Source organism: Flavipsychrobacter stenotrophus, from assembly GCF_002954265.1.
Classification (GTDB): domain Bacteria; phylum Bacteroidota; class Bacteroidia; order Chitinophagales; family Chitinophagaceae; genus Flavipsychrobacter; species Flavipsychrobacter stenotrophus.
The window spans coordinates 227,540-253,548 of the sequence record NZ_PPSL01000002.1 but is presented as its reverse complement, the minus strand read 5'-3'; the positions used below and the strand labels follow the sequence as shown (position 1 = coordinate 253,548).

The following is a 26,009-nucleotide window of genomic DNA, read 5'->3' as shown; positions in this document are numbered from 1 at the left end:
CGCGTTTAATTAAAAGCAGAGGTTTGTCTTTGATTTTGATTTGACGAACTTTTGTTGGCGTCATAAAGGGTTTTCAAAACACGGTCATTGCGAGGTAAGAAGCAATCTCACGTCTGGACGTATTCGTTTACTATCAGTGATCCGGTTAAACCTAAAGATCTATTCTTTTATCCCATACTCTTTTATCTTCCTGTACAATGTACGTTCAGATATGCCCAACTCAGCGGCTGCGTCTCTTCTTCTGTTCTTATGCTTCTTCAAAGCCTTATTGATAAACTCCTTCTCTCTGTCCGCAAGCGAAAGCGTTTCTTCTACATCTTCATGTAGCGCCGCGCTTGGCTCCAGTAGTATGGGTGTATTGTTGGGTGCACTGTAGGAAATGTTGTTCGCCGGTTCCACATCATTATACATCTGCACAATATTCTTTGATGTCGGTTCTGCAGGCGTATAACCCTGATGGTTGGCCACGTCAAATATCATCTGCTTCAGGTCGTTCATGTCCTTCTTCATATCGAAGAATAGCTTGTAGAGTATATCTCTTTCGCTGTTAAAGTCCGACTGCTGCTGACCACCGCCCTGCGCATTTCCCTGGTGTGGTATCAATGCCAGGCTGCGGCTGTTGTCGCGCTGTGGCAGGAAGTGTTGTATGATCTCGGCAGTCACCTGCTTATTGATCGACAGAACAGATATCTGCTCCGCTGCATTTTTCAGTTCACGCACATTACCTCTCCATGGGTAGCTCACCAGCAATTGCTGTGCAGCGCTATCCAATTGTATAGACGTAGTCTTGTATCGCTCAGAAAAGTCTGCTGCAAATTTCCTGAACAGCAATGGTATATCTTCTTTACGATCGCGCAAAGAAGGAACTCTTATGGGCACAGTACTCAACCTATAATAAAGGTCTTCTCTGAACTTATATTGACTTGTAAATTCCAGCAGGTCTCTGTTAGTTGCTGCTATCACCCTTACATCTGTTTTCTGCACCTTAGAAGAACCCACGCGAATGAATTCTCCGGTCTCCAGTACGCGCAAAAGGCGGGCCTGCGTACCCAATGGCATCTCACCTATTTCATCGAGGAATATGGTGCCGCCGTTCACCGTCTCAAAGTAGCCTTTGCGACTGTCTACCGCACCGGTGAATGATCCCTTTTCATGGCCAAATAGCTCACTGTCTATCGTTCCTTCGGGTATAGCTCCGCAGTTAACTGCTATGAATGGATTGTGCTTACGTGGAGAGAGTGAATGAATGATATTGGAAAATACTTCCTTACCCACACCGCTTTCTCCCACGATCAACACAGAGAGATCCGTGTTTGCTACCTGTACTGCTGTATTGAGGGCGTGATTGAGTGCCGGGGAGTTGCCTATAATGCCAAACCTGTTCTTGATACTTTGGATATCCATATGCTGAAGGTGAAGACGATTTAAAACAAAAAAATCACCACACTAAAGTGGTCAAAAAGTCACTTGAGGTGACAAAATTACGGATTTTGTACCTAAGCTTATCACAATTTAACCTTAATACTGCTATAGAAAAGGTTTATTGAAATGGTGGAGTATTATCTATCGGCGAGTCGTTTTTCTGCATGTTCCAGGGCAGATTGCAATGCTTTGATAGTAGCAGACTGTGTGTCAATTATCAGCTGCATTTTATCTATTATCTGTTGCTGCGTTGTATTGGTAGTCGTGTATTCTATATCAGGCTCTGCGGCAAAGGCTGTATGCAGTCCCTTTTGCACATGTTCATAAGCTCTTCCTTCCACATGCTCACCAGATAGGTCCTTAAGGATCAGATCTGATAAATTTACATTGAAATATTCGGAATACTGGATTATTATATCTATCGACGGTTCAGATACTTCATTTTCCCAGTTACTTTGTGTGTTAGGCTTAAATCCTTTACTGGCTTGTATTTCCGCTTGAGTTACCTTATTTACCTTACGAAGATAGGCGATATTTCTGGCCAGGTAATTCATCTATTTAACATTATTTTAACAAATTAAATAATCAAGTAAATGGAATATTCGAAATTGTTGATTTATCTTTGTCTTATAAAAGAAACAATACTGTGAAACGGTGTTATTTAGAATTTTCCATAAATGACACTGAGTTTTTTGTTACTCCTCCTTTTACAGGGGGAGTATACTTAGAATTGTTCACCTTAGGGTGTTTTAATATTTTTATTCAGGTATCAGGATGATTAGCAGTGAGACATAACCCTAATCCTTAGTAAGCAGTGCCGAAAGATTATTACTGGTCAATGGCTTGTTGAGGAATTGTTTTACCGATGAATATTTCGGCACCTTGATGAGATCATTATCATTGATAGAAGAGGAAATAACATAGATGTTGTAATTCTTGGTGATATTGATGGGTAGCTTTTCAAAAGCCTCAACAAATTCAAAACCGTTCATTACAGGCATCTGAATATCTACCAGCACAATTATAGGATATAGGCTACTGAGGGTATTTGTTGATATGAACTCCAAAGCTTCTTTTGCCTGCAGAAAGGAGATCACAGATTCGCATTTGCCTGTGTTCTTAATTATTTTCTCAGCAATGAAACAATCTAGTTTGCTATCATCAATAACTATAAAATGCTGTTGTCTATTTGGCGCCATTTGGTATTCCCGGGATAGTTACTTTAAATATTGTTCCTTCGTTAATTGCAGATGATACTTCTATAGTGCCGTTAAGTTTATTCAGTGCATCTTTCACATTGAATAGTCCAAACCCGGATCCAGTCTCTGCCGACGTGGCCCTGTAGAACATGTCAAAGATGTTGTCTATATGCTGCGCATCTATCCCTATTCCATTATCTTTTACAAATATAGTGGCTATGCCGTTATTTACATCAATATTTACATCAACAAATTTGTCTGTTTTTCCCCGCTGCTGGTATTTAAACGCGTTAGAAAGCAGATTGGTCAACACTATCTTTATAGATGTCTGGTCAGACAAAAATGTATCTTGTTGATTTACAGTAGATGTGAAGCGAATATTGTCTACACTGCCCGATATTCTGAACAATGCTGCCGTGTCATTAAGCACATCATTAAAACTGATCGCTTCAAATACCAACTGTCCTCTTTTAAGGTTGTAGTACTCATGAATGTTGGTGATGAACTCATCCAGTTTTTTAACTGCCAGGCTCATCATACCCATTATGTCTTTGATCTCCGCTATATCGTTCGATCCTTCAGCGATACTTATTGCGCCAAGCACACTTAGCAATGGGCCGCGCATATCATGCGTTACGCTATAAGCAAATTTTCCGAGTTCGTCATATGCAGATTGCAGCTCTTTATTCTTAGTAGCCAGTAAGCTATTGGTCAAATGGAATTTGTTACCCTCTTCTATAGCACTTTGAATGTCGGTATCTGTCCACGGTTTCTTTATGTACCTGAAGATATGGCCTCTGTTGATAGCTTCAATAACCGACTCAATATCTGTATACCCGGTTATCAGCATTCTTATTGGCTCGGGGTATTCAAAGCGTATCTCTTCAAAAAATTGTACACCTGTTTGGTCGGGCATACGCTGGTCACAGAGTATGATCTTTATATCGTTATGGTCACGTAGGTACTCTTTTGCTTTTGTAGTGGTTGCTGCTATGAATATGGTATAGTCGAACCTGAAGGTGGCTTTAAACCCATTCAAGTTATTTTGTTCATCATCAATATATAGAACCTTTATTTTTTCCATCGGTTTAATTTAATCCTGTCTTGAATTAAAAAATAATAATTCGGGTTCTATTTTTAATAGTCAAACTATTCTAAAGTCAATTCTTTGATGATGTTATTTACGCATCATCAATTTAATGCGTTATGTGGGTAATTTACGGTGTTGGTTGTATATGCTTACTTAAACATTTCACTTCTGTATCAAAGGTAATTTAATAATAAATTCGGTCCCCTGTCCCAATTCCGAATTTATCTGTACCGATCCGTTGTGTTTTACAATAGTATTGTAGGCGATCGAAAGTCCTAAACCGGTACCTTCTCCTACATCTTTTGTAGTAAAAAATGGTTCAAACAATTTCTTTTTGGTCTGTTCATCCATGCCTGTTCCATTGTCTGAAATAGATATGGCCAGGTGGTTGTCATCAATATACGTTTTTATCCCCAAAATACCACCATCTTTATCGGCATATTTTTTCTTAATTGCATAAACTGCGTTGGATATCATATTGAGAAACACCTGATTAAGCTTGCCGGGATAGCATTCTATCAATGGGATGTTGCTGTAGTGCTTATCAACCTTTATCACATTATTCAGCAGGTTATTTGCTATAATAAGGGTAGACTCCAGGCCTTCATTGATATCTGCTTTTTTGAGGTCATCCTCATCAAGCCTTGAGAAGATACGCAGGCCTTTTACTATCTCGGCAGTCCTTGATGCACCTTCTCCTATTCCGCTGAGCAATTGATCTATCTCTACCTTCAGGTAATCGTAATCTATCTCTTCCTTATATTCGGCTATTTGTTTTTGTTTTTCGGCCACCGGTATGTTTTCAATGGCAATTTTTTCCAGTACATCTACCGTTTCCAGCAGCATGCGTACATCCCTGTTCAGTGGTTTTACATTAGAAGTTACAAAGTTTATGGGGTTGTTGATCTCATGGGCTATCCCTGCCGTCAACTGACCTAAAGACGCCATTTTCTCAGATTCCACCAATTGCGTCTCTGCTTCCTTCAGTTCGGTCATCGCCTTGTTCAGTTCCTTGTTAGACAGGTTCAATTCAAGTGTTCTTTCGTCCACCCTTTTTTCCAGCACTATGTTTTGCTCGGTGATGATCTTTTCATTTTCTTTCAACGCACTCAAAGTAGCTGCCTGAGATATTTCTTTCTCCTTTCTGTAAATGTTTATCTTATCTGCCAGGGCAAACGATAGCACCACTACTTCAATTGCCGACCCGATCTGCAGTATGTAATTGGTGAAGTTATTATAAGGTAATACACCTACGTCTTTAAGAATGAAGACGATAATACCCATCAGGAAGGTAACCCACGCCACCAGGAAAAATATAGCCGGCCTGCTGCCTTTTCTGATCGCATTGATAGACAAGCCCAGTATGATGAACGAGGCGATCATAGCATTGGGTTGCAACAATTGCTGGCTTAATTGATGCAGCCCGGCCAGGCTTAGCACACAGTTAACCAGGTAAAAAACATTAAGCAGGTTGAGGATGATGTTTACCTTTTTAGGTGCTCCGTCGGCATATAGAAACTTCTTAAAAAATTCTATTGCGGTAATACCCGTTAACGCAGGGAAAAGTATCACGCTGTTATTGGCAAGTGCAGGTAATGTTGGCCAGAAGTACCGGTAGCTATAACCCTGGAAGCCTATCTGCGTAAGTCCTACAAACAGAATGTAGAATACATAATAGAGGTAGCTTTTATCTTTTACACTCAGGTAAACGAAGATGTTGTAAAAGATCATCACAAAGATGATACCGAGATAGATGCTGGTCAGGTTGTCCTGATTATTGATGGCATTAAAGACCACATTGGTAGCTCCCAGGCTTATGGGTACTAATATCTGCTCGCTGCTCTTTATCTTAAAGTAGTAGATCTTTTTTACCTGCTGCGGAAGATTAAGATTGAAAATGAAATTCTGGCTGGAATAAATTCTTTTGCTTATCTCTACTTGCTCGCCGCTCTTAATTTCGCGATATGCGCCGTTGCTGTCTGGTTTGAAGAAGTCAACCTCATCCAGTTGAGGATAGGACAACGTAAGCAGAAGGCGCGGGTCGGTAGTTTTATTTTCTACTTCCAGTTTTAGCCAGTAAGTAGAGTTCGTGATGCCGAAATTGGGGACTTCCTTTTCCGACGGCTTGAATTTATCAGCCAGTCTTACCTCGTCAAATGTTAGTTGGTTGGTCGGGTCTTCAAATACACCCACATATTTACCTACTATGTTTACCTGGTTGGAGTCGGTATAAACAAACGCCTGGCCTTTGGCAGCACTGTAAACAAATAACGAAACCGCAAAAACAACTAAAGAATAAATTGTTTTCATATGTCTTTAAGTCAGAAAGAATAATAGTACGATATTAATTTTATAAATTTAAGCGAAGCTGATATTCGATCTTAATTTTATGTTCGTTGTTGGTTTCTTCCCTCGTCTGCAACGGGTTTTCCCGAAGGCTCATTATTATATTCCGGTCTACCTCATTAGCGTCTGCCAGCGTGCGCACATCATTGATCACTGCGGCGGTGGCAACAAGTCCTTCTTTAGGGTAGTAGAAGGTTCCGCTGTTGCCTAGTTCTTTTTCAATAACAAATCCTTTTTCCAGCGTAATGCCAATAGTGTGTTCTGCACACAACACGTGCATAGTTTGCATGGGCAACTGAGTGCACAGGGATACGCCGGCCCGTGACAGGAACATGGTGCCGATACCCCAACCGGCCACATCGCGCGAATTCCATAACCCGCATATTTCACCTGTTCCTCCACTGCGGGCGTGGCGGGCCAATAATTCTTTTACTGATGGGTCAAAGTCTTTAACAGCGTCATCCATGGGCAATGGATAGTCTTCATGGTATAAATGCACACGTGCACCACCAACGGGTTGGTTATCAGATACCCGCTCTGCCATTATTACGTAGACATTAGGGTTCTTTATCCAGCTATTGTTGGCCGTGGTGATCTTGGTTATGCCAAATATCTTCAGCACGTCCATATGCTCCTTTGCATACAAATTGCACGCAGGTTCGTCATCAATTGCCCGGAATGCTCGTATTCTTATTAATTCACCCATTTACGACTCCGTTAATATATTTACTAAAGGTAAGCGATACGATTTAACTGATGGCGTTTTAGCTATACATAAACGAAACAAGAATATCTCGCCCTTTCCTTCCAGGCCGGGGAATACTCTTTCAAACCTTTTATAAAGTTCAGTAAATTCTTCTTTCATAAAGTCCGGCAGTCCTTCTCCATTTCCATGGTTGAGCCGTGCAAAGTGCAGCGGTGCGGCCAGCATAGGCTGCATGGAGACATTCAGTTTAGATGCCATCAACCACATACGCTCTACAGCCCTACCACCCATGAAGTAGTCGAGCGGACTATATTTCGGCATCACTATAAGACCTATACCCGATGCGCTGGCAATCGCTTTTCTGGCTATACTTTCCAGGCCTTTGCCGCCTCTCCATTCGGCCAGCAGCGCTACCACCCTCGGGTCTTTTACCAGTTTCAGACCTACTACTTCAGACGGTTTTACATCCAGTGTACCTATGTCAATGCCATCTGCGGTGGTGCGGCTATGTTCGTCGTCCCACCTCACTTCCTTGTTATAAAACTCATAGTGCCCCTCGGCGTGCAGCATACGCAGCCTTTCAGAAGAGCTCATAATGTCGGCCAGCTCGGCCATATCGGCTTCATCTTCTTTTAGCAATAGTTCTGCACCGGGAATAGATGCCACCGCTGCCCGCAGCTGTGTTATCGCGTCTGCTTCAAGTGCCACCCTCGGCCCCAGATTACGGTTTGTAAATCTATTGCCTATTTCCTTTACCAGTTCATCAGGCATATAAAGCCCGTTCGCTGTTGCCTCTTTACTGAAGCGGATAACGGCTATCAATTTTTTACTGTCAATAGGAAATGGTGTAATGTCGAGCCCTATGTGGTGTTTGTGTGCTGCCAGTTCCAGGTTCTCCACCGCAGCTCCCAAAGCTACATAAGATGCTATATCTTCAAAGTCGCCAAAGGTTACTGAGCGTATCCTGTCGTGAAACAGGAAAAGGCAGGAATTGGTGAGGTGCCACTTCCATGGCTGGTTATTGCCTGCCGACGGCGCTTGTCTGGCTGCTTCCAGCAATTCCATAAGTACTGCCCGTTCCGGCAACTCGCTGTGTAGTTGCATGCCAGCAGTGGCTTCTGCCGCCAATTCATTCATGTAGTCAACTGTAAGTGGCTGTTCCTCAATGTGGTAGTTGATCACAGGCTTCTCGCGGGTATCCGGTATCAGCTCTTCCAGGTCTATAAAGTATCTGCCCGAATTGGTGAATTGGTCGAGGAATATTCTGCGACACGTATCGGCTGTGAGTGCTCCGCCAAGTGTTACCGCAGTAGCCAGTTGAGGCCAGGTGGTGATGGTCTGCTCAATTTCCACCATTGAAGCCTTCATTCTTGGCGACAGCGTGTCTAATCCTGAAATAGGTAGCATGTATGGTAGCTTTTCTTCGGCCGTTTTGAGCTTATTAATGATCTCAAAATCCAGGGTTAGCCCTTCTAACCAACCGTGTATGATTGGTCTGTCGGGTTCCAGGTCAAATCGTTCTACATCCAGAGTTCCACGGTCGCTGGCCTCCATCAATACCGGCACATTCAGTTCGCGGGCCTTTATTCTGCACAATATTTTTATGTTAACACCGTCACATTCGTCTATAACGAGGTCTAATTTCCCGTTTTCGGTAAAGAACTGATGGATATTCGCTTCGGTAATGCCTTCAGAAAAACAGACCACTTTAAAGTAGGGGTCCAGTTCTGCTATTTCCCTTGCAACTGCATAGGTCTTTAATAATCCCAGGTTATGTACACCTGTGCGTATGCGGTTCATGTTGTTCAGCTCCAGCCTGTCAAAGTCCGCAATACGTAGTTCTCCGCATCCTCTTTCCAGCGCCAGCGTCATGGATACCGACTGTCCTACCGACAGACCTATAACACCTACCTTCTTTGTGGCCAGGCGTTCGCGCTCAGCTATTGTTATTTTATTTTTGTTGGCCGATGTGCGTAGCTCTATAAATTCTTCTTTATCAAGGATATGCACCAATCTTTGAGACCATGGGTAGTACGCCCATACGCCATATTCAGTGATAGGAGTGCTGCCAATGTGTTGGGCTATGCGCAGTTCATAGTCGGCTGCGGTAAGTTTTTGTTTTGGATTGCGGCTTTTGATCAGTTCTCTTAATTGGTCATATATTTCATCAAAGACCATTATGCTATCGTTGGCAAGTAGCTCATTAAATGCTTTCAGATCGCCACTATCCGCAAGCCTGAATAATGAGGGTACATACAACTCATTTAGATTTTTTGTAAATTGTAATCTTTCTGTTAACATAGCAGAACTGTTTGTTTAAACTGTAATTTGTTTTGGACATAAATATACAATGAGACCGAGGTAATTTCCAATTATTTTATTATCTTGCGTAGAGTTACATCTTAGTAAAATTATAATAATATATGTCCAAGCCCAACAAGATAGTGGTCTTATATGTTGACGACGAGGAAAACAATCTTGTTTCTTTCAAAGCTGTCTTTAGGATAAAGTATAAAGTGTTGACTGCCATAAGCGGAGAAGAGGCTATAAAGGTGTTAAAGAATAATGACGTTAATGTTATCATTACCGATCAGCGAATGCCTAATATGACTGGAGTTGAGTTTCTGGAAAATATTATTGACGAGTTTCCGCTACCTACAAGAATATTACTTACCGGCTATGCCGACATGAATGCTGTTATAGACGCGGTAAACAAAGGCAAGATATTCCACTACCTCACCAAACCCTGGAATGAAGAAGAATTAGATATGACCATCACCAAAGCATATGAGGTTTTCAGGGAAAAGGTAGATGAAAAGGAAATGAACAGCAAACTCACCATCAGTAACGAACAACTTGAATTCCTCGTTCGCCAGAAATTACTGTCTTAATTTATTAGCTTTATTTAGAATGTAGGTGCGCTTGGTGTCTTATCAGAAGTTGAGCACCAGGGTGCTTTCAGCGTGCATATGTGAAGAAAAGTCATTATTACATGGTCAGCCCATTTTCCTTCCCGCTGGCATAATTTTTGCAATAGAATTTTTCGTGATAAGTGTTGCCGCTGTATCTTTATAATATAAGAGGTTGTAATTTAAATGTGAAAGGCAGATGGCATTTATCCCTAATCTACTCAACCGGGAAACATGGAAATCGCAAAGATCAAAAACAAAGGACAGGCCAGATTATTTCAGAACGGAGTGCTGGAACTGATGACCAAAACACACCCCGCCATTGTTTATACAATGTATTTCCCGGTGATAGCCGCCATGCTCTATTACGGGGCGCATACAAGAGAACTGGCCTTAGGTCGTGAAGTACTACTTTTTTTTGGTGGTATTCTTACCTGGACTCTTTTTGAGTATGCCATGCACCGCTATATATTTCACATAATAGCCGACAGTGCTTGGGCGCAGCGCATACTTTATACCATACATGGGGTGCACCATGAATATCCCCGCGACAAGGACAGACTATTTATGCCACCGGTGCCCAGTGTTATACTGGCGGTGATCATATACTACTCAATGTATGCAGCACTGGGTTGGGATGCACTGGCCTTCTTTCCCGGTTTTCTTTTTGGTTATATCCTCTATGGCTCTATGCATTATGCCATTCATGCCTTTGCTCCGCCAAAGTACCTAAAGGCACTCTGGCGCAATCATCACCTGCATCACTACAAACAGCCTGATAAAGGTTTTGGCGTAAGCTCGGTGTTGTGGGATGTAGTGTTTGGTAGTGTGCCGAAGAAGGAGGAGGTGTAGCTGAAACCAGAGGACCAGTGCAGATTTGACAACTTTTAGGAAAGTTGTCAAATCTATATAACTATGCAGCCAACTTTTGCATTGTTTTGCCAGCCAGATAAGCCGCAATGCTCTCTTGCGTGATCTTATGGTCTACCTCGCCAATTACCTTTCGGGCATCATCTATAAAATGACGATTGTCAGCGGGTAAGCAATACTGGAACAAGTTATATTCCAGCCATTTTGCATTTACATATCTGCCGTTGAATTTTATTGTGGTTTTGTCTGTAAGATTGGCAAAGCTGCTTTTGCCCAACAGATGTCCGTACTGATCGAAGTCGCGCTGGGTAATGGCGGGGGTATTGAATTTTGGCGCAACCTCTTTTGCCGGAAGATCACTTTCTGTAGGCATGGAAAAGATGTCATTAACCGTCTTTGCCCAGGAATTTAAAGCTGCGATATCCGATGGGTCCTGTACTTTTTCTTTACGTGGACGGGCGGGTTGTTTTACCAGCCTGAGCAGGCAGGTGATCAGCTTGTGTTGTTGATTGGCTTCCTGAATTGTGGGGAATTGCTGGCCCACAGGGCGGGCTTCGATAAACTGCTGGAATGCGATGATCTGGTTGGCGAGTTTCTGAGCGATGGTGGTCAGCAGATCGGGATTTAATTGTGTGGTCATGGTGATGCGCTTTTTAGTGGTGTAAAATTAATTACGACCTCACCACATAGCCAAAAAATGTGGATATCTTTTCTGGAATGTAAGCCTGCAGGGATATGTGTTTTATTTTGTTATGCAATATTTGGGAGTGTTTTCTACAAAAAAATAACCCGCTCCAATAAAAGAGCGGGCTATTTTCTGAACTATAAAAATGATTATTTCTGACTGATGGGTATTGAATTGGGTGATCCCGGAGGTGTGTTCAGATTACGTGCTTTGTTTTTTTGTGCGCCATCATACTGCGGGCTGTTCTTACCATGGTATGGAGCATTGGCGTTGTTTATGGTATCTACGTGGCCGGTAACGGTAGCTACAGGTAACGTATTGTCAGACTGATCAGCAATAGATTGTGATTTCGGTGTTGCAGGTGGCTGAGCGAATGTTTGTGTAGTGGTTGTGGCTACAACACCATTTTCGGTAACCGTAGTGGTCTTTTTGATAGGTTTCTTATCTGCCGTACCTACAGCCAGTTTGGTAGTAGGGCCGGGTACTGTGTTGGTTGCATTCTGTGGTTCATCGCAAATGTGATAGTTGCCATTGCCCTTGCATACCTTGAAGTTTTTGGCATTAGGTCCCTGTGCAGATGGTATTGCAGGAGTAGTATTTACCGCGGCCGTAGCAGTGCGCGCTTTAGTTGTTTTGGTAGCTACAGTTCTCTTTTTGCCAGATGGCTTATCGCCGCATACATAGTAGGTAGAGCTGCCTTTACACACCTTGTAGTTCTTTGCATAATTGGGCGTATCTACAGCTTTAGCGGTTTCAGTGCTAACTGTAGTTGTAGTAGTTGTAATTTTTGTTTGTGCGTTTGCGCTTAAACAGGTAACACCTAGTATAGATAGCGCTAATAATGCTTTTTTCATGACGTTTGTTTTTTAATAGTTCAAATTCACTTATGCCTTCTTGTATAAACTATTAAAAAGCCGTGCCAACAGATGGAGCGCGAAAGGAACAGAGCGGAGAGCGGTCTGAAAATGACTGAGATAGAACATTTATCGAAATGATAGATCTGCGCCCGAAATGGGTCATAATATGCCGTTATATCCCCTTTATGCCATTATGGGATAATGGCTACACAAGTGGAATGCTGCTAAATAGATACCTTTGGATTTTACCGGCTATGGCAATAATAACACTGGAAGATTTTTATAAAGAGACGGCGGGCTTTTTTGACGACGGACAGAAATATACGCCCGATACCGTATTTAAGAACATAGGCCATTTTAACGTGTTTGATGTAGGTGCCTTGATGAAAGCGGCCAGTGGTAAACCGCCAATGGCATACAACCGCAGGGCCTACTACAAGATAAACTTTATATCGGGGCGCAACACTGCCGAGTATGCCGATAAGGTAATAGAAATAGAAAAACATGCGCTATTGTTTGGCACGCCCAAAGTGCCTTATCACTGGCAGCCGCATAACATGGACCAGAGCGGACATTTTTGCCTGTTTACAGAAGAGTTTCTGATACATAGTAAGAGTGGCGTAGTGCTGGATGAACTACCCATATTTAAGCCGGGTAACGTGCCCGTGTTTGAGATAACTGAAGAGCAGGCGGGTGAGATAGAGGCAATATTTAAGAAGATGCATAAAGAGCTTGCATCTGACTATGTGTATAAGTACGACCTGCTGCGCAATTACCTGCTGGAGTTGATACACTATGGTCAGAAGCTACAGCCTGTATCGGCTATCAATCCGCCGCATACTGCAGCTGCAAGGGTATCGTCATTGTTCTCTGAATTGCTGGAGCGGCAGTTTCCGATAGAATCTCCCAAACAAAAACTGGAGCTGCGTACGGCCAAAGACTATGCAGATAACCTGTCGGTGCACGTGAACCATCTGAACAAAGTATTGAAAGAGAATACCGGTAAGACCACTACCGAGATCATCAGCAGCCGTATAGCGCAAGAGGCTAAAATATTGCTGAGGCAAACCGACTGGAATATCTCTGAAATAGCCTGGTGCCTCGGGTTTGAAGAGGTAGCACATTTCTCTAATTTCTTTAAGAAACAAACATCTGTAGCGCCGGTGGCGTTTAGGGTGTAAGAGCGGGAAAGAGTGCGGAGCGGGATCGATGCCGAAGGTATCATATGTCTATAGTTCACGATGCTGAAGGTATCGAACGTTTGTATATGCGGGTTGTGTGCTTAGTGCGACATGCGATACCTTCGGCATCGGTGCTATTCGTGTTTTCATTTTCTACAGACATACGATGCCTTCAGCATCGGGGGTAAATGCCAGCGCTACTCCTTCACCATCCTCTTCACCACTCTATCACCTGTTTTATCATCGGTGAGGGTGGCAATGTATGTGCCGGTTGGTAGGGTAGAGATGTCTATGGTTTCTTTGTCGGTAAGCAGGTGGGTTTGTTGCCAGGTATGGCCGGTGATATCTGTGAGGGTGATGGTGCAGCTTGCTGCATGGTCTATATGCAGTTGGTTAGTAGCAGGACTAGGGTAGAGGTTGATGAGGTCTGTAGGAAAGCCAAGAGATGATACACCTGCAGGCACCACATAGATCTTTACCGTATCATAGGTGATATGTCCGCACAAGTCCAGCATTACCATATAAGAGGTGGTAGTTGTGGGGTGTACATCTATACCTCCACTATAGCCTATAGGCATAGTGCCGCCAAGCACATACCACTCTGTAGGCATGCCATCTTCTGTACTACCTATGTGTATGGTATCTCCCAGCCCTATCAGCGCATCCGGCCCGGCAAAGGCTGTGGCGGTGCTTTCTATGACGCTTACGTCGTCTATAAGATACCAGGAATAATAATTTTCGGTATGAGGATGTTGCCTGACAGTATCAGTATTATCTGCATCAAAAAAATTGCCGAGGGTGATGAATCGCTCATTACCACTAGCTATAAAACTACCCTGTATCTTTACCCAATTGGTAGTATCGTCGATAATGGCCGTAGTGTACACCTGCGGTATGATAGTGGGATGAGGCGAGGCGCAGCCCACACTATCCTGCCCGGCATCTATAGCCCCATTATCCAGGTATGCACCGACCTTATTAACTGCATATTGAGATCCCTGAGCTAAGGTTACGTAAAAAGAAACGCAATAAGTCTTACCCGCCACAAGATGATCATATAATTTTCCTTGCGCATAGTCACGTTGGTATGGCTCAGTGGGGTATTCATTGTCATAATAAGCTTCAATTTGCATCATCCCTTTTCCCGTGCGTGGGAAATGAAAATATAAACTACCTAGAGGGACTCCTACAAGAGAACCTACAGGTGCACATTTGTTACAATATTCAGGCGAACATAGCGGCCCATAGCCCATAATATGTACAGTATCAATAGCTTGCCAATAGTTTGCTAACCTTATCTGATCGTACACAAAGGGGCAGGTACTATATTGCTCAAAACTTCCATTAAGCACATAATTGGTTTGCGCTAACCCACTTAATGAGAGGATGTGTAGCAAAGTTACAACGATAAGAAATTTTAGCAGATTCATAGGATAAAGAAATTGGGCTGGGGCATTGTTGCCGACAATTAAACCTACAAAAAAAGTGCGGCATTTTACAATACCGCACTTTCTACTATAGTGGTTAGTTGAACTTTACTTTTTCTTTTCCGGTGTGTTGCCGTCGTTACCTTCAAAGCCCTGCAGGGTAGACATCAGCTGCTGCATGGTGCGCTGGTAGTTGTTGCTGCTGCCATCGAGGAATATGGTGTTGCCCTTGCCATATTCTGCAAAGTGCTTGATAGCATCGGTCCACATAGAGAAGAGGATAAAAGAGGCATCGAGGTTGGCCGACTCCATTTCTTTGGCTGCAAGCGCCATACCACGGGCTACTTCTTCGCGGAAGAGGGCCACGCCCTGTCCACGCATCTGTGCGGCCTGGCGTTCTGCCTCGGCAGATATCTTGATGGCATTACCTTCTGCTTCTGCTGCTTTGGTCTTGGTGATGAGCAATGCCTGTCCTTCGTTCTCTGCTGCTGCCTTCAGGTTGTTAGAGGCCACTACCTGCGCCATAGAGCGGAGGATAGCTTCATCGAAGGTGATATCATTGATCTGTATATCCAGCAGGTGGTAGCCCCAACCTTCCAGTTGAATGTCGAGTTCGCCTTTTACATGTTGTATTATTTCAGAGCGCAGCTGTAGTATCTCCGATTGTTTCTTAGTGGCTACAAAGCCGCGTACCTCGCCCTCTACCGAGCGGATAAGTGCCTGCATAAAGCTCTGTTCGTCTACAAACTTAAAGGCCACATTTTCTATGGTCGTGCTTTCTTCGTTCAAAACGGAATAAAGGAGCATGGCTGAGAAGTAGATATTGGCCTGATCCTGAGATATGGCCTGGAACTTTAGTTCTTTAGAGCGGTTCTGGTAGGAGATACGTTTGAAGATCACTTCAATGAAGGGGATACGGAAGTTAAGCCCCGGATGGAGGATTCTGCGGAATTTCCCGAAAACGGTAATAACGGCTACTGTGCCTTGCTGCACGGTAACAAAACATAAGAACAGCAGTGCAACGATGATAACGAGGAGTACCCCGGAGAAGACAGGCATGATGGATTTGCTTTAGACTACGAAAATATTGATTATTCTTTAATTTCTTGGGGTTTATTATTGGGGGGTAGGGTAGGTGTCATTATTGATCAGATGGTTATTGTTGTGTGCTTATAATGGAGTGCGCCCTTACAGGGCTTATAGTTAGTTGATTTTGGACGTAGGGCTCACGCCCTACGCTTTTGATAAAGCTCTTTCCGAGCTACTCATTTTAAAACGGGACTCGAGTGTATGCGGCTAGGTTACCCAGTCGTGGTAAACTGTTTAGGTTTTCATTTTTAAATTTTCACTTAGTCCGTACCTTCACAGTAGAATATGAGCGTGACCAAGTACAAGCTGGATGAAGCCTTTATGGAGGATGCCTTTTTTGAGGATACTGCCCTTATTGGCATTGTGAGCGGTTTGCCGGCATACAGGCTGTGCTGGATGCTGAATAATTATTTCGATATAGAGTTCGCCTGCGAACCGGATATGACCCTGGCTTTGGCGGTAAAGGGGAATATCAGCTACCTGCCGGTATATCAATACCAGTTCCCCAATAGTCCCGATAGATATTTATTATATAAGTTGAAAGTAGATAACGTATCCCTGCTGCCGGAAACGGGCAGGCTGGATTATATATGGCTGGTACAAACGGCTACCTATGAAACGGATGTGATAGACATCACCAACAGCCTGAAGAAAATACCCGATATTACATTATCTCAGATACTGGAGCGCAGCCAGTTAAAAAATGTGAAAAACCTCCTCGTTTAGTATAAACAGAACTTTTTACAAGTTATTTTAGCCAATTAAATCAATTAATTTATTTGAAACTTTCTGACAGCGTAAAAGCAGTCGGCTGATAACTGTTTGTTTTTACTATTTTTGTCGCCTTGTCTAATTAAATATTATGCACTATCGTAAAGTCAATAACCTATTAGGTTGGGTTACCGGGGCCATTGCCCTGTTTGTTTACATCAGTACAATGGAGCCTACCGTAAGCTTCTGGGATTGCGGGGAGTTCCTTTCCTGCGCATACAAGCTGGAAGTGGGCCACTCACCGGGGGCGCCTTTGTTTATGATGATGCAGCGTATGTTCGCCATATTCTCAGGCGGAAACGCATTGACAGGTGGTGATTCTACCCATGCCGCATATGCTATTAATGCTATGTCGGCAGTGGCAAGTGCACTTACCATATTATTCCTTTTCTGGACCATCACCCATTTTGCCAAGAAGCTGTTAGTAAAGAAAGGCGATGAGCCGGATGGGACTCAGCTGGCTATCATCATGGGCGCAGGCCTTGTGGGTGGATTGGCATATACTTTTTCAGATACATTCTGGTTCTCTGCTGTTGAGGCGGAAGTTTATGCAACTTCTTCATTCTTTACGGCAATTACCTTCTGGGCAGTGCTGAAGTGGGAAGATGTGGCTGATGAAAAGCATTCAGACCGTTGGCTGGTGCTGATAGCCTACCTGTTAGGTTTGTCGGTTTGCGTCCATCTGTTGAACTTGCTGACCATACCTGCGGTAGCTATGGTATATTACTACAGGCGTTATGATGTTACCGTTAAGGGTACCATCCTTGCCTTCCTTGCCGGTTGTGGTATACTTGGTTTCGTACAGTTTGGTGTTATACAGTATATTCCTAAGATCGCGTCTAAGTTCGACATCATGTTTACCAATGGTTTTGGTATGTCGTTCGATATGGGTTCTTTGTTCTTCCTGGCTATTGTAATAGGCTTGCTTGTATTTGGCATATACTATTCTAAGAAGAAAAGCATGGTATCGCTGCATACCGCAGTATTATGTATCATCTTTATTATCATTGGTTACTCCAGTTATTTCGTAGCTATCATCCGCTCACGCGCCGATGTACCTATTGATATGACCAACCCTGATAACCCGATCAGCTTCCTTGATTATGTGAATCGTGAGCAGTTTGGACAGCAGCCAATATTCTTTGGCCCTTACTTCAACAGCCAGTACGATGAGATAGACACATCGGGCAAGCTGTATTCACAGAGCAAAGCCAATGGTAAAGACCATTATGATATAGTAGGTGCTAAGAGAGTCCCTATTTACAAGGGCAACCAATCGCATTTCTTCCCGCGTATATGGGATCAGGAAGGCAATCACGTGAACTTCTACAAGAGCATGCTGAACCTGGCAGATGGCCAGGATCCTACCAGCTCCGATAACCTGAAGTACTTCTTTGGCTACCAGATGAACTGGATGTGGTGGCGGTTCTTTATGTGGAACTATGCCGGCCGTCAGAATGACATAGAAGGCCAGCTGGACCCTGAGCGTGGTAACTGGATATCGGGCATAGGCGCAGTAGACAAGATGCGTGGCCTTGGTGACACTGAAGGTATGGGTGAAGGATATACAAGGAATGGTGCACACAATAAGTTGTACTTCCTGCCATTTATACTGGGTATAATGGGTCTTGTATACCAGTTCAACCGCAAGCGCAATGATGGTATGGTGGTGCTGATGATGTTCTTCTTTACCGGTGCCGCTATCGGAATATTCCTAAACATGAACCCGTTGCAGCCACGTGAGCGTGACTACGCATTCGCGGGTTGTACGTATACATTCGCAATATGGATAGGGCTTGGGGTACTGATGGTCAACGATTGGTTCCAGAAGGCTATGAAGGGTAGTGTAGGAGCATATGCCAGCACAGGTATATGCCTTGTAGCTGTGCCTGTATTAATGGCTAATGTAGAGTGGGATGATCACGATCGTTCGCACAAGACATTGGCACATGATGTGGCGCATAACACTCTTTCTGCCTGCGCGCCAAATGCGGTACTATTCACCTTTGGTGATAACCAGACCTACCCGCTGTGGTACATACAGGAAATTGAAGGATTCAGAAAAGACATACGTATCATCAACACCAGCCTGCTGGGTATAGACTGGTATGTAGATCAGCTGAACTATAAGACCAACCAGGCAGATGCGGTACCAATGATATGGAAGAAGGCAGACTACACCGGTGAAAGGGCTAACTATATTATGTACTACGATAATCCTAAGGTGGGCTTGTCTAAGACACAGTATATCAACCTGGCTGATGTTTGTACCTTCATGAACAGCAATGATCCTAATGCCAAGGTGGGCACACGTGGTGGAAATGAGCTGAACTACATGCCGACAAAAAACTTCTTTGTACCTACAATGAGCAAGGAAGACCTGGTGAAGAATGGCCTGGCAACAGCCGCTGATACAGCAAACATCATCACTGATATGCGTTTCAACTATCCTAAGGAAAGTGCTTATAAGAGCGACCTTGCGATACTGAACATCATAGCAGCAGTAGCTAAGGAAGGCTGGAAACGCCCGCTTTATTTTGATGCGGGTCTGCGTACTGGTGACTATGGTGGAACAGGAGACTTCTTAAGACTGGAAGGAACAGTATATCGCCTGATGCCTTATAAGTTCGTTGATTCTATCAAGAAGAATTCTCCGATACTGGGTACCATTAATACAGAGAAGAGCTACAACCTGTTCATGGGATATACATTTGGTGGTGGTGAGCGCAACGACGTTTACTTCGATGAGCCAAACCGCCATGAGTTTGTTACTTACCGTATGGATGCATCTTACATTGCCAATGCACTGGTTGCAGAAGGTAAGAAAGACCAGGCGGTGAAGTTGCTGGATAAGGTAATGGCCGGTATCACAGAGCATTCTTACTACTACGACTATACCGCCTACTTCATAGCCGCTGCATACTACCGTGCAGGTGAACTGAAGAAAGGGCAGGAGTTGACGAAGAAGATAGTACGTAACTCTCAGACCATACTTAACTGGGCTGCTTCTCTTGAAGACAACAACAAGGATGCGGTGACGTTCGATATCAGGCAGCAATTCCAGGTAATGCAGTCGCTGGCAAGCTCTGCGTTCTACTCCGGAGATACAAGCTATGCCAAGACCATCGCCAACAGCATGCAGCGCATACAGCCTAACTTTGGTGCACAGCTGAAGCAGAATGCGCCTGTAGCGCCACAGGCGGGGGAAGAGGAATAGGAAGTAAAAATTTAAAACTGAAAAGTAAAAAGTGTGTGCTATAGCTACCTTCTTACTGTAACATATGAGCCGCCCCGAAATTTCGGGGCGGCTTTGTTATGTGGCTGTTAGCGACGATAATCAGCTTTTACCAACCACTAAATGAATAACTTTGGTACTTTAGTAGCAGCACTATTACAGGGCTAAAATATGACCGGGATGAAGCACAAAATAACAGACCGTATGGTATTCACAGGCACCTGCCTGGGGTATGGTTTGTTCTTGTTGTATGTTGCCTGCTCGTTCCTTCCGGTTGAGGCTTTGCATAACCGGTATGTGAACCGAAGGGTAGCTTCTACACTTTATGTGCCTAGGTGGGACTTGTATACTGCATCGCCACAAACAACAATTAGTAAGCTATATAGGGTGGATGGGAATAAGATAACGGAGGTAGATATGCGGCCATTTGTGCCCGATTTTATGTTTGGGCTTGACCGGCGGCCGAAGGTACTGGCACAGGAAGTATCCGTGATAGTTGATGATAAGCGGCTTCTCAGTACCATGCATCCCTACCTGATATTGGCTCCCGAAGACGGGTATATTCAACAATTTATCGGTGCCGATACATTGGTTTATACTCCAGTTTCCAAGCCACAGATAACACTGTTAAAGGGGAAGTACATTATAGCTATGTATGACGCTGCCAGTTGGGATATGCGCAAAGACAGCAGGCGGAAGATAACCCCTATGTATATAGTTGCCGTAAATATTGCTGCGCCATGATGGACAAGCTTATTACATACCTGAAGAACAAGCAGGTGCATACGCCCCGTATTGCACTGGCCCGCTTGCTGTTGGCGTTGGGGATGTTGCTTACTATATTGTGCAATGACATGAGCATAGTGGCCAATCACAACTACAAGCGTCTACCGGAATATAGTGCCAAACATAGCTCTACTATATCTGTTCCTTTAAAGCAGCTGGACCTATTCATGGTCATGCCCCCGGGCGTGGCAAAGGGTGTGGTAGTAGTAATCCTGCTGCTGGTAATGACTGGTTTCTATCCCAAAGTAACAGGGGTATTGCACTTTATTGCCTGCTTCAGCTATCACAACTATTTTCTCATTGTTAATGGAGGCGATGAGATCACCTTTGTTATGTCCCTACTGCTGTTGCCCTTGTGTCTTAGTGACCCGAGAAAGAATCAATGGCGGCATGTGGAAACGACTGCTTCACAGGGTAATATAGTGGGCAATATTGCACTACTAATGATACAGGTGCAGGCGGCATACATATACTTCAATGCGGGTTACACTAAGCTGTTTTCAAGGGTATGGCGCGAAGGGACTGCTGTGTTTTACTATACCTCGCATTACAGGCTGGGTGCAACGTTCTGGCTGCAGCAAATCAATGAACTTGTAACGCGTACTCCTTTGGTCAAAGTGTTGTCGTGGGGTGTATTGGCATTCGAATTATTACTGGCCCTTTGCCTGTTTTTTTCCGAAAAGATCAAAAGGAAGTTCTTCATTCCTGCACTTATATTTCATGGTCTTATCGTGATCAACTTCGGGCTTATCTCATTCTTCTTCGCGATGGCCGGTATGCTGGTGTTGTATCTGGGGGGTAGTCGTAAGTCGTAAGTCGTAAGTCGTAAGTCGTAAGTAGATAGTAGATAGTAGATAGGTTGGTGTTGGGCGTGGAGTATGTAAGATTTGACAACTTTTAAAAAAGTTGTCAAATCTGTGAAAAAGAATAGCCTTTATGAGTTGGGTTGGTTCTTACAACTTCATGGAAAGGAAGAAAACGACCGGAAGATTGAATTTGAATTCAGATACTTTTTCGTCTGAATCGGCGCTGGTGTAGCTACTTGTCATTTTGTCATTTCCGGTAAGGTAGTACATGCTTATTTCAGTGCCAACAAGAATTTTTTTCGACAAACTATACCTTAGCCAGCCCATTGGACCGGCACCTATCTTTTTGCTTTTATAAGTTTGTTTATATCCGTATGCAGATTGCTGATCGTAAGAAGTATCTACGTTTTTATACAATAGGTCTAGTCCGACACCGGTACTCCATTTATCTGACAACTTGAAAGTCTTCTCAAATCCAATGCGGCAATTGAATGATTTCACTGTAGATTTTCCGCCACCATCAAGGGTTTGAGAAATATAGTTAAACCCGCTGCCCACGCGGAAACCTAGCCCTGAAGAGCGCTCTGTGAGATGGTATGTAAACAAGTATGGGTTGTCGGCAACTGTACTGGTATTGTTGACGCCGAGGATTTGCTTGGTCAGTTCATTGATCTGTACGCCAATATAATGGTCGAATTGGTGCGGTTTTCTGGGTGGATCTGCATCGTCTTGCGCACGGCATAAGCCCACTGAGCTAATGGAGAGCAATGCCGCTATTATTATGTTCTTCATGTGGCAGTATGTATAAGCAATAACCGGTGAACTAGAATTTTACCGAGATGTAGAACACTACAGGCACGCTGATCTTACCTTCCGTAACATCATCATCTGTTTTGGTCTCATCTACATTGCCGAATGGGCCGTTGTTAGAGGTGGTGATGGTTTGCTTGTTACTGCCACGCAGGTAGTAGAAGCTGGTTTCTGTACCCAGCAATATTCTGTCGGTAAGATGGTAGCGCAGCCATGCCATCCCACCCGCGCCAAGGGTTGTAAACTTAGAAACAGTGTTGGTAGTGTATATGTAGCCACTATTGGTTACCGCTGTTGTCTTGTCGTCATTAGTTTTTATAACACCGTCTATACCCACGCCTGTGCTCCATTTGTTAGATAAAGAGAATGCCTTCTCTACACCCAATCTGAACTGCATATCGTTTATATCTGACGTACGCTTGGTAACATTATCATTGGTAGTAGATGAGTTAATGGTCATACCCAGGCCTGCTCTTAGTCCCCAGCCGCTCTTTACGCGATTGATATTGTAAGTAAAAAGAAACGGGTTAGTGTTGGCTGCCGCAGTGCTGTTATTGAAGGTGAAAATCTGTCTCATCAGGTCATTCAGCTGCACACCAAAGACATGATTGTATAGTTTCTCTTTAGGGGTGTTGATATTGTCGGTTTGTGCAAACGCAGAGCTTAAGCATCCTGCGGAGAGGATGGCAGCAAGAAATATTTTTCTCATTAATTAGTTAGTTTTAAAGGGGTTAGAGAATTTAGGGTCGCTGATCATAGAATAATCAGTAAGCGTATTGAGGAAAGCGATCAATGCCTGTTTTTCTTGCTCAGATATGTCCATAGCGCGGGCTTTGTTATCATTACTTTTCAAGAGTATATCAAGGTTAGGACTATTCTGTATGCCATGGCTGTAGTGATTCAACACATCATTAAGCGTCTTGAACCTGCCATCATGCATGTATGGCCCCGTGAGTGCAATATTGCGTAGGCTAGGTATGCCGAATTTGCCATCATCGAAGCTGTTGCCTGTAACATTACCATTACCCTTATCAGAAGGTGTCTCATCAAGGCCTATATCTACAAAGCCAGATGAATAGTAATTGTTGGTCATTACGCGGTGGCAATTATCGCAATTGTACTTTGTTGTAAACAGGTTCAGGCCTTGAGTTTCTAAAGCATTCAGCGCGGTCATATCGCCGTTTTTGTACCTGTCGAATTTAGTGTTATGTGCCTGAATAGACACCAGAAACGCAGCCACGCACTCAGATATACGCCCTGATGTGATAGTAGCATCTCCATATGCTTTCTGGAAGAGTGGTGGGTAGAAAGGCAGTGCAGCCAGTTTGCCCGGCAGTACAGACGCATCGTCTATGCCCATTTCCACGTGGTTGGTAATAGGCCTGTTGACCAGGTTGGTAACTATATTTTCCCTGCCATCCCAGAACAGCGGGAAATTGGTGCCGGAAAGGAAGTTGGTGTAGAAAGAAGTATCAGAGCCTTTTAAGTTGGCAATACTTTGAGAATTACGACCTGTTAGCCGCCCTTCAAAGCCTGTGCTGAACTGCTTGCCATCGGCAAAGCCCCTGGCCTGCTTGTGGCAGCTACCGCACGAAATAACGTTGTTTACCGACAGGTGTCCATCATAAAACAATACCCTGCCCAATGTAGCTTTGTCATTGATGCCGGGGTTATAGCCTTCGGTTTGTGCATTGTAATATCTTGCAGCTGTAGCAGGTAGTTCTACAGTGGTAGTACCTGCAGGAGCCTGGATGTTGCTCTTGTGGCAAGAGATCATAAAGGTGATGAAGCCTGCAATAGACGCAACGTATAGTAGCTTTCTCATAGGGAATACGTATTAAGTTATGTGTTGAAGTAAAATTAATATGTTTTCGCAATAAAACAAAAAATATATTATTGCCTATTTCTTCGGTACATATATAACATACTTCTCTCTAAACGATTCTTCGTCGAAAATATTGTCTACCTCCCACGCCTGCACAATTTCTTTTAACCCGGACTCTGTGATCTCTTTATCCAGGTCACCACCTTTCAGGCAGATAAGTCCGTTTGGTAATTCTTCACTCATTTGGCCCGGTCTCAGCAATGGGTTCACCCACCGCCAGAGATCACCCAGCGGCGCCACTGCACGAGATACAGCATAGTCGAACGTGCGGCCCTTTATGTCTTCTACACGGCTATGTACTGCTGTAACATTTTTTAAACCTATGGCATTGGCTACTTCGTTGACCACCTTTATTTTCTTACCGATGCTATCCGTCAGCAGGAAGTTGACCTCGGGGAAGAATATGGCCAGCGGTATGCCCGGAAAGCCGCCACCTGTGCCGATATCCACTACCTGCGTACCCGGCTCAAAATTGCATAGCACGGCTATGGACAAGGAATGCAGCACATGCCTTTCATAGAGCGAGTCGATATCCTTACGGGATATCACATTGATCTGCTCGTTCCAGTGTTTATACAATTCTTCCAGTTGCTGCAATTGCTGCAGCTGAGTATCATTGAAGTCGGCAAAGTATTTTAAGATTATGTCCAATGCTGTTTGTTTTTTTGAAGTATGTATGGTAGAAAGGCAAAGTTATAGAGCATCCAGCCTATATCAAATAATGGGAGCAGGTAAATGATGTTTTTTTCTTTTAGTCGGTTAGCTACTCCTGCCCATAACAACCAATAGATAAGGCAGCGCACCAACAATATAATTGCAGCTACCTGCCAATAGGGAGTGAATACAAGGTAAACAAAGTATACCCATACAGCGGCCTGCGATATGCCATAGAGTGACAGCAGTACCTGTACCGCAGGGTGGTAATGTTTGCCATCGGAGGTGTGCCTTTGTTTCTGTTTCCGCCATGTGCTGAAGGATTCCCTCGCTATGGAACAGGTACGTGCAGAAGGGTCTGTTACCAACGCCATATTCTCTTTAGTGGCCGATTCTTTTACCAGCAGATCATCATCGCCGGTAGGGCCTGCAGTCCATAAGGGTGAATTGTAGGCGCGCAGACATACGGCCTTTGTGCATGCCAGGTTGCGACCGATAGCCAGGTAGGGTTTGCCTATCATAGCATAGGTAGAAAGTTGCAGAAATGTATGCGTGGTCTCCCAGCGAATGAACTTATTGAGCAGTCCCGGAGCTGGCTTATGTGCTGCATACCCTGCAACAATTTCTTTTCCCTGAGCAAGTGGTGCAACCATTTTTGCAAGCCAACTATCTGAAGCGGGTTCGCAATCTGCGTCGGTCAATAATATCCAGTTGTGTGTGGTATTAGTAACGCCGGTGCTGAGAGCAAATTTCTTACCAACCACTGTGCGCTGTGTGTCGGGTGTTATAATGATCTCGCGCAGGTGCGGATATTGCATTTGAAGGCTTGCTAACACCTCATGCGTAGTATCATCAGAGCAATCATTTACTACAATCACTTCATAGAGCAGGGAATTGTTATGACTATAGTTTTGGGTAAGGATGCCCGGCAGGTGTTTGCGCAGGTTATCTGCTTCGTTTTTTGCACAGATGACGATACTTACACCTTGCATTCTTGCCGGTTCAATAGTTTCATTATGTGCAGGCAACCTGAAAAAACGCAGGAATAAGAAGACCGCATACAATACCTGTATTACAGCCCATCCTACGAACGCCCAGAAAACTATTGTACTCAGCACGGGGCAAAGATAATCTTTAGTAGTTAGTAGTTAGTAGTTAGTAGTTAGTAGTTAGTAGATAGTAGATAGTAGATAGTAGATAGTAGATAGTACATAGTAGTTAGTACATAGTAGTTAGTTCCGACGAAGGTGATTTGGATAATAGATGTAGATAGTAACGATG

23 protein-coding genes are annotated in these 26,009 nt (G+C 43.8%); 7 read left to right on the top strand and 16 right to left on the bottom strand.

What is annotated here, in order from left to right:
* Window positions 1-159 precede the first annotated feature (159 nt).
* From CJD36_RS06145 to CJD36_RS06115, 7 genes are all read right to left on the bottom strand, one after another.
* Window positions 160-1,404, bottom strand: a complete 1,245-nt coding sequence (locus tag CJD36_RS06145) for a sigma-54 interaction domain-containing protein (protein WP_105038258.1) — start codon at window positions 1,402-1,404, stop codon at window positions 160-162.
* A gap of 155 nt (window positions 1,405-1,559) precedes the next feature.
* Window positions 1,560-1,976: a helix-turn-helix domain-containing protein gene (locus CJD36_RS06140; RefSeq protein ID WP_105038257.1), complete on the bottom strand. Its 417-nt coding sequence runs from the start codon at window positions 1,974-1,976 to the stop codon at window positions 1,560-1,562.
* Window positions 1,977-2,219: 243 nt separating this feature from the next.
* Complete coding sequence (locus CJD36_RS06135) at window positions 2,220-2,621, bottom strand: response regulator (protein WP_105038256.1); 402 nt, start codon at window positions 2,619-2,621, stop codon at window positions 2,220-2,222.
* Window positions 2,608-3,705, bottom strand: a complete 1,098-nt coding sequence (locus CJD36_RS06130) for a hybrid sensor histidine kinase/response regulator (protein WP_105038255.1) — start codon at window positions 3,703-3,705, stop codon at window positions 2,608-2,610. The genes CJD36_RS06135 and CJD36_RS06130 overlap by 14 nt, the downstream gene beginning before the upstream one ends.
* 168 nt (window positions 3,706-3,873) lie before the next feature.
* Window positions 3,874-6,021, bottom strand: a complete 2,148-nt coding sequence (locus CJD36_RS23825; RefSeq protein WP_105038254.1) for a sensor histidine kinase — start codon at window positions 6,019-6,021, stop codon at window positions 3,874-3,876.
* 40 nt (window positions 6,022-6,061) lie between these two features.
* Entirely contained in the window at window positions 6,062-6,763 is a 702-nt protein-coding gene (locus CJD36_RS06120) for a hypothetical protein (protein ID WP_105038253.1), read from the bottom strand.
* A complete protein-coding gene (locus CJD36_RS06115) occupies window positions 6,764-9,064 on the bottom strand; it encodes an Rv1355c family protein (protein ID WP_105038252.1) in 2,301 nt (766 codons plus the stop codon).
* Window positions 9,065-9,186: 122 nt separating this feature from the next.
* Here CJD36_RS06115 and CJD36_RS06110 point away from each other — a divergent pair, with 122 nt between their 5' ends.
* Window positions 9,187-9,654 carry a response regulator gene (locus CJD36_RS06110; protein WP_105038251.1) on the top strand — a complete coding sequence of 156 codons (468 nt, stop codon included), beginning with the start codon at window positions 9,187-9,189 and terminating at the stop codon, window positions 9,652-9,654.
* A 252-nt stretch (window positions 9,655-9,906) separates the two neighbouring features.
* Window positions 9,907-10,524: a sterol desaturase family protein gene (locus CJD36_RS06105; protein ID WP_105038250.1), complete on the top strand. Its 618-nt coding sequence runs from the start codon at window positions 9,907-9,909 to the stop codon at window positions 10,522-10,524.
* Between the two features lie 61 nt (window positions 10,525-10,585).
* Here CJD36_RS06105 and CJD36_RS06100 read toward each other — a convergent pair whose 3' ends face one another.
* Together CJD36_RS06100 and CJD36_RS06095 are read right to left on the bottom strand one after the other, a co-directional pair.
* Window positions 10,586-11,182, bottom strand: a complete 597-nt coding sequence (locus CJD36_RS06100; RefSeq protein ID WP_105038249.1) for a hypothetical protein — start codon at window positions 11,180-11,182, stop codon at window positions 10,586-10,588.
* Window positions 11,183-11,376: 194 nt separating this feature from the next.
* A complete protein-coding gene (locus CJD36_RS06095; RefSeq protein WP_105038248.1) occupies window positions 11,377-12,081 on the bottom strand; it encodes a hypothetical protein in 705 nt (234 codons plus the stop codon).
* A 137-nt stretch (window positions 12,082-12,218) separates the two neighbouring features.
* Between CJD36_RS06095 and CJD36_RS06090 the strand changes: the two genes are divergently transcribed.
* Window positions 12,219-13,265: a helix-turn-helix domain-containing protein gene (locus CJD36_RS06090; RefSeq protein WP_240609311.1), complete on the top strand. Its 1,047-nt coding sequence runs from the start codon at window positions 12,219-12,221 to the stop codon at window positions 13,263-13,265.
* 197 nt (window positions 13,266-13,462) lie between these two features.
* Here CJD36_RS06090 and CJD36_RS06085 read toward each other — a convergent pair whose 3' ends face one another.
* Both CJD36_RS06085 and CJD36_RS06080 read right to left on the bottom strand, forming a co-directional pair.
* A complete protein-coding gene (locus CJD36_RS06085; RefSeq protein ID WP_105038247.1) occupies window positions 13,463-14,695 on the bottom strand; it encodes a T9SS type A sorting domain-containing protein in 1,233 nt (410 codons plus the stop codon).
* Window positions 14,696-14,800: 105 nt separating this feature from the next.
* Window positions 14,801-15,751 (bottom strand): SPFH domain-containing protein, encoded by a 951-nt coding sequence (locus CJD36_RS06080; RefSeq protein ID WP_105038246.1) that lies wholly within the window; start codon window positions 15,749-15,751, stop codon window positions 14,801-14,803.
* Between the two features lie 315 nt (window positions 15,752-16,066).
* Here CJD36_RS06080 and CJD36_RS06075 point away from each other — a divergent pair, with 315 nt between their 5' ends.
* The 4 genes from CJD36_RS06075 to CJD36_RS06060 all read left to right on the top strand — a co-directional run bounded on the left by CJD36_RS06075 (window position 16,067) and on the right by CJD36_RS06060 (window position 21,388).
* Window positions 16,067-16,507: an IPExxxVDY family protein gene (locus CJD36_RS06075; protein WP_105038245.1), complete on the top strand. Its 441-nt coding sequence runs from the start codon at window positions 16,067-16,069 to the stop codon at window positions 16,505-16,507.
* Between the two features lie 136 nt (window positions 16,508-16,643).
* Window positions 16,644-19,769: a glycosyltransferase family 117 protein gene (locus CJD36_RS06070; protein WP_105038244.1), complete on the top strand. Its 3,126-nt coding sequence runs from the start codon at window positions 16,644-16,646 to the stop codon at window positions 19,767-19,769.
* Between the two features lie 198 nt (window positions 19,770-19,967).
* On the top strand, window positions 19,968-20,531 hold the full coding sequence (locus CJD36_RS06065) for a hypothetical protein (protein WP_133162521.1): 564 nt from the start codon (window positions 19,968-19,970) through the stop codon (window positions 20,529-20,531).
* Window positions 20,528-21,388, top strand: a complete 861-nt coding sequence (locus CJD36_RS06060) for a hypothetical protein (RefSeq protein WP_105038242.1) — start codon at window positions 20,528-20,530, stop codon at window positions 21,386-21,388. Before CJD36_RS06065 ends, CJD36_RS06060 begins: the two co-directional genes overlap by 4 nt.
* A gap of 138 nt (window positions 21,389-21,526) precedes the next feature.
* On the opposite strand, the gene CJD36_RS06055 is transcribed toward CJD36_RS06060, so the two are convergent.
* The 5 genes from CJD36_RS06055 to CJD36_RS06035 form a co-directional block, all read right to left on the bottom strand.
* A complete protein-coding gene (locus CJD36_RS06055; RefSeq protein WP_105038241.1) occupies window positions 21,527-22,171 on the bottom strand; it encodes a hypothetical protein in 645 nt (214 codons plus the stop codon).
* A 31-nt stretch (window positions 22,172-22,202) separates the two neighbouring features.
* On the bottom strand, window positions 22,203-22,898 hold the full coding sequence (locus CJD36_RS06050; protein ID WP_105038240.1) for a DUF6850 family outer membrane beta-barrel protein: 696 nt from the start codon (window positions 22,896-22,898) through the stop codon (window positions 22,203-22,205).
* Between the two features lie 3 nt (window positions 22,899-22,901).
* Window positions 22,902-24,014, bottom strand: a complete 1,113-nt coding sequence (locus CJD36_RS06045) for a cytochrome-c peroxidase (protein ID WP_105038239.1) — start codon at window positions 24,012-24,014, stop codon at window positions 22,902-22,904.
* 75 nt (window positions 24,015-24,089) lie between these two features.
* Window positions 24,090-24,725, bottom strand: coding sequence for a 16S rRNA (guanine(527)-N(7))-methyltransferase RsmG (gene rsmG / locus CJD36_RS06040; RefSeq protein WP_240609310.1), 636 nt, complete (start codon window positions 24,723-24,725; stop codon window positions 24,090-24,092).
* Window positions 24,716-25,846 (bottom strand): glycosyltransferase, encoded by a 1,131-nt coding sequence (locus CJD36_RS06035; RefSeq protein ID WP_105038237.1) that lies wholly within the window; start codon window positions 25,844-25,846, stop codon window positions 24,716-24,718. The genes rsmG and CJD36_RS06035 overlap by 10 nt, the downstream gene beginning before the upstream one ends.
* Window positions 25,847-26,009 lie beyond the last annotated feature (163 nt).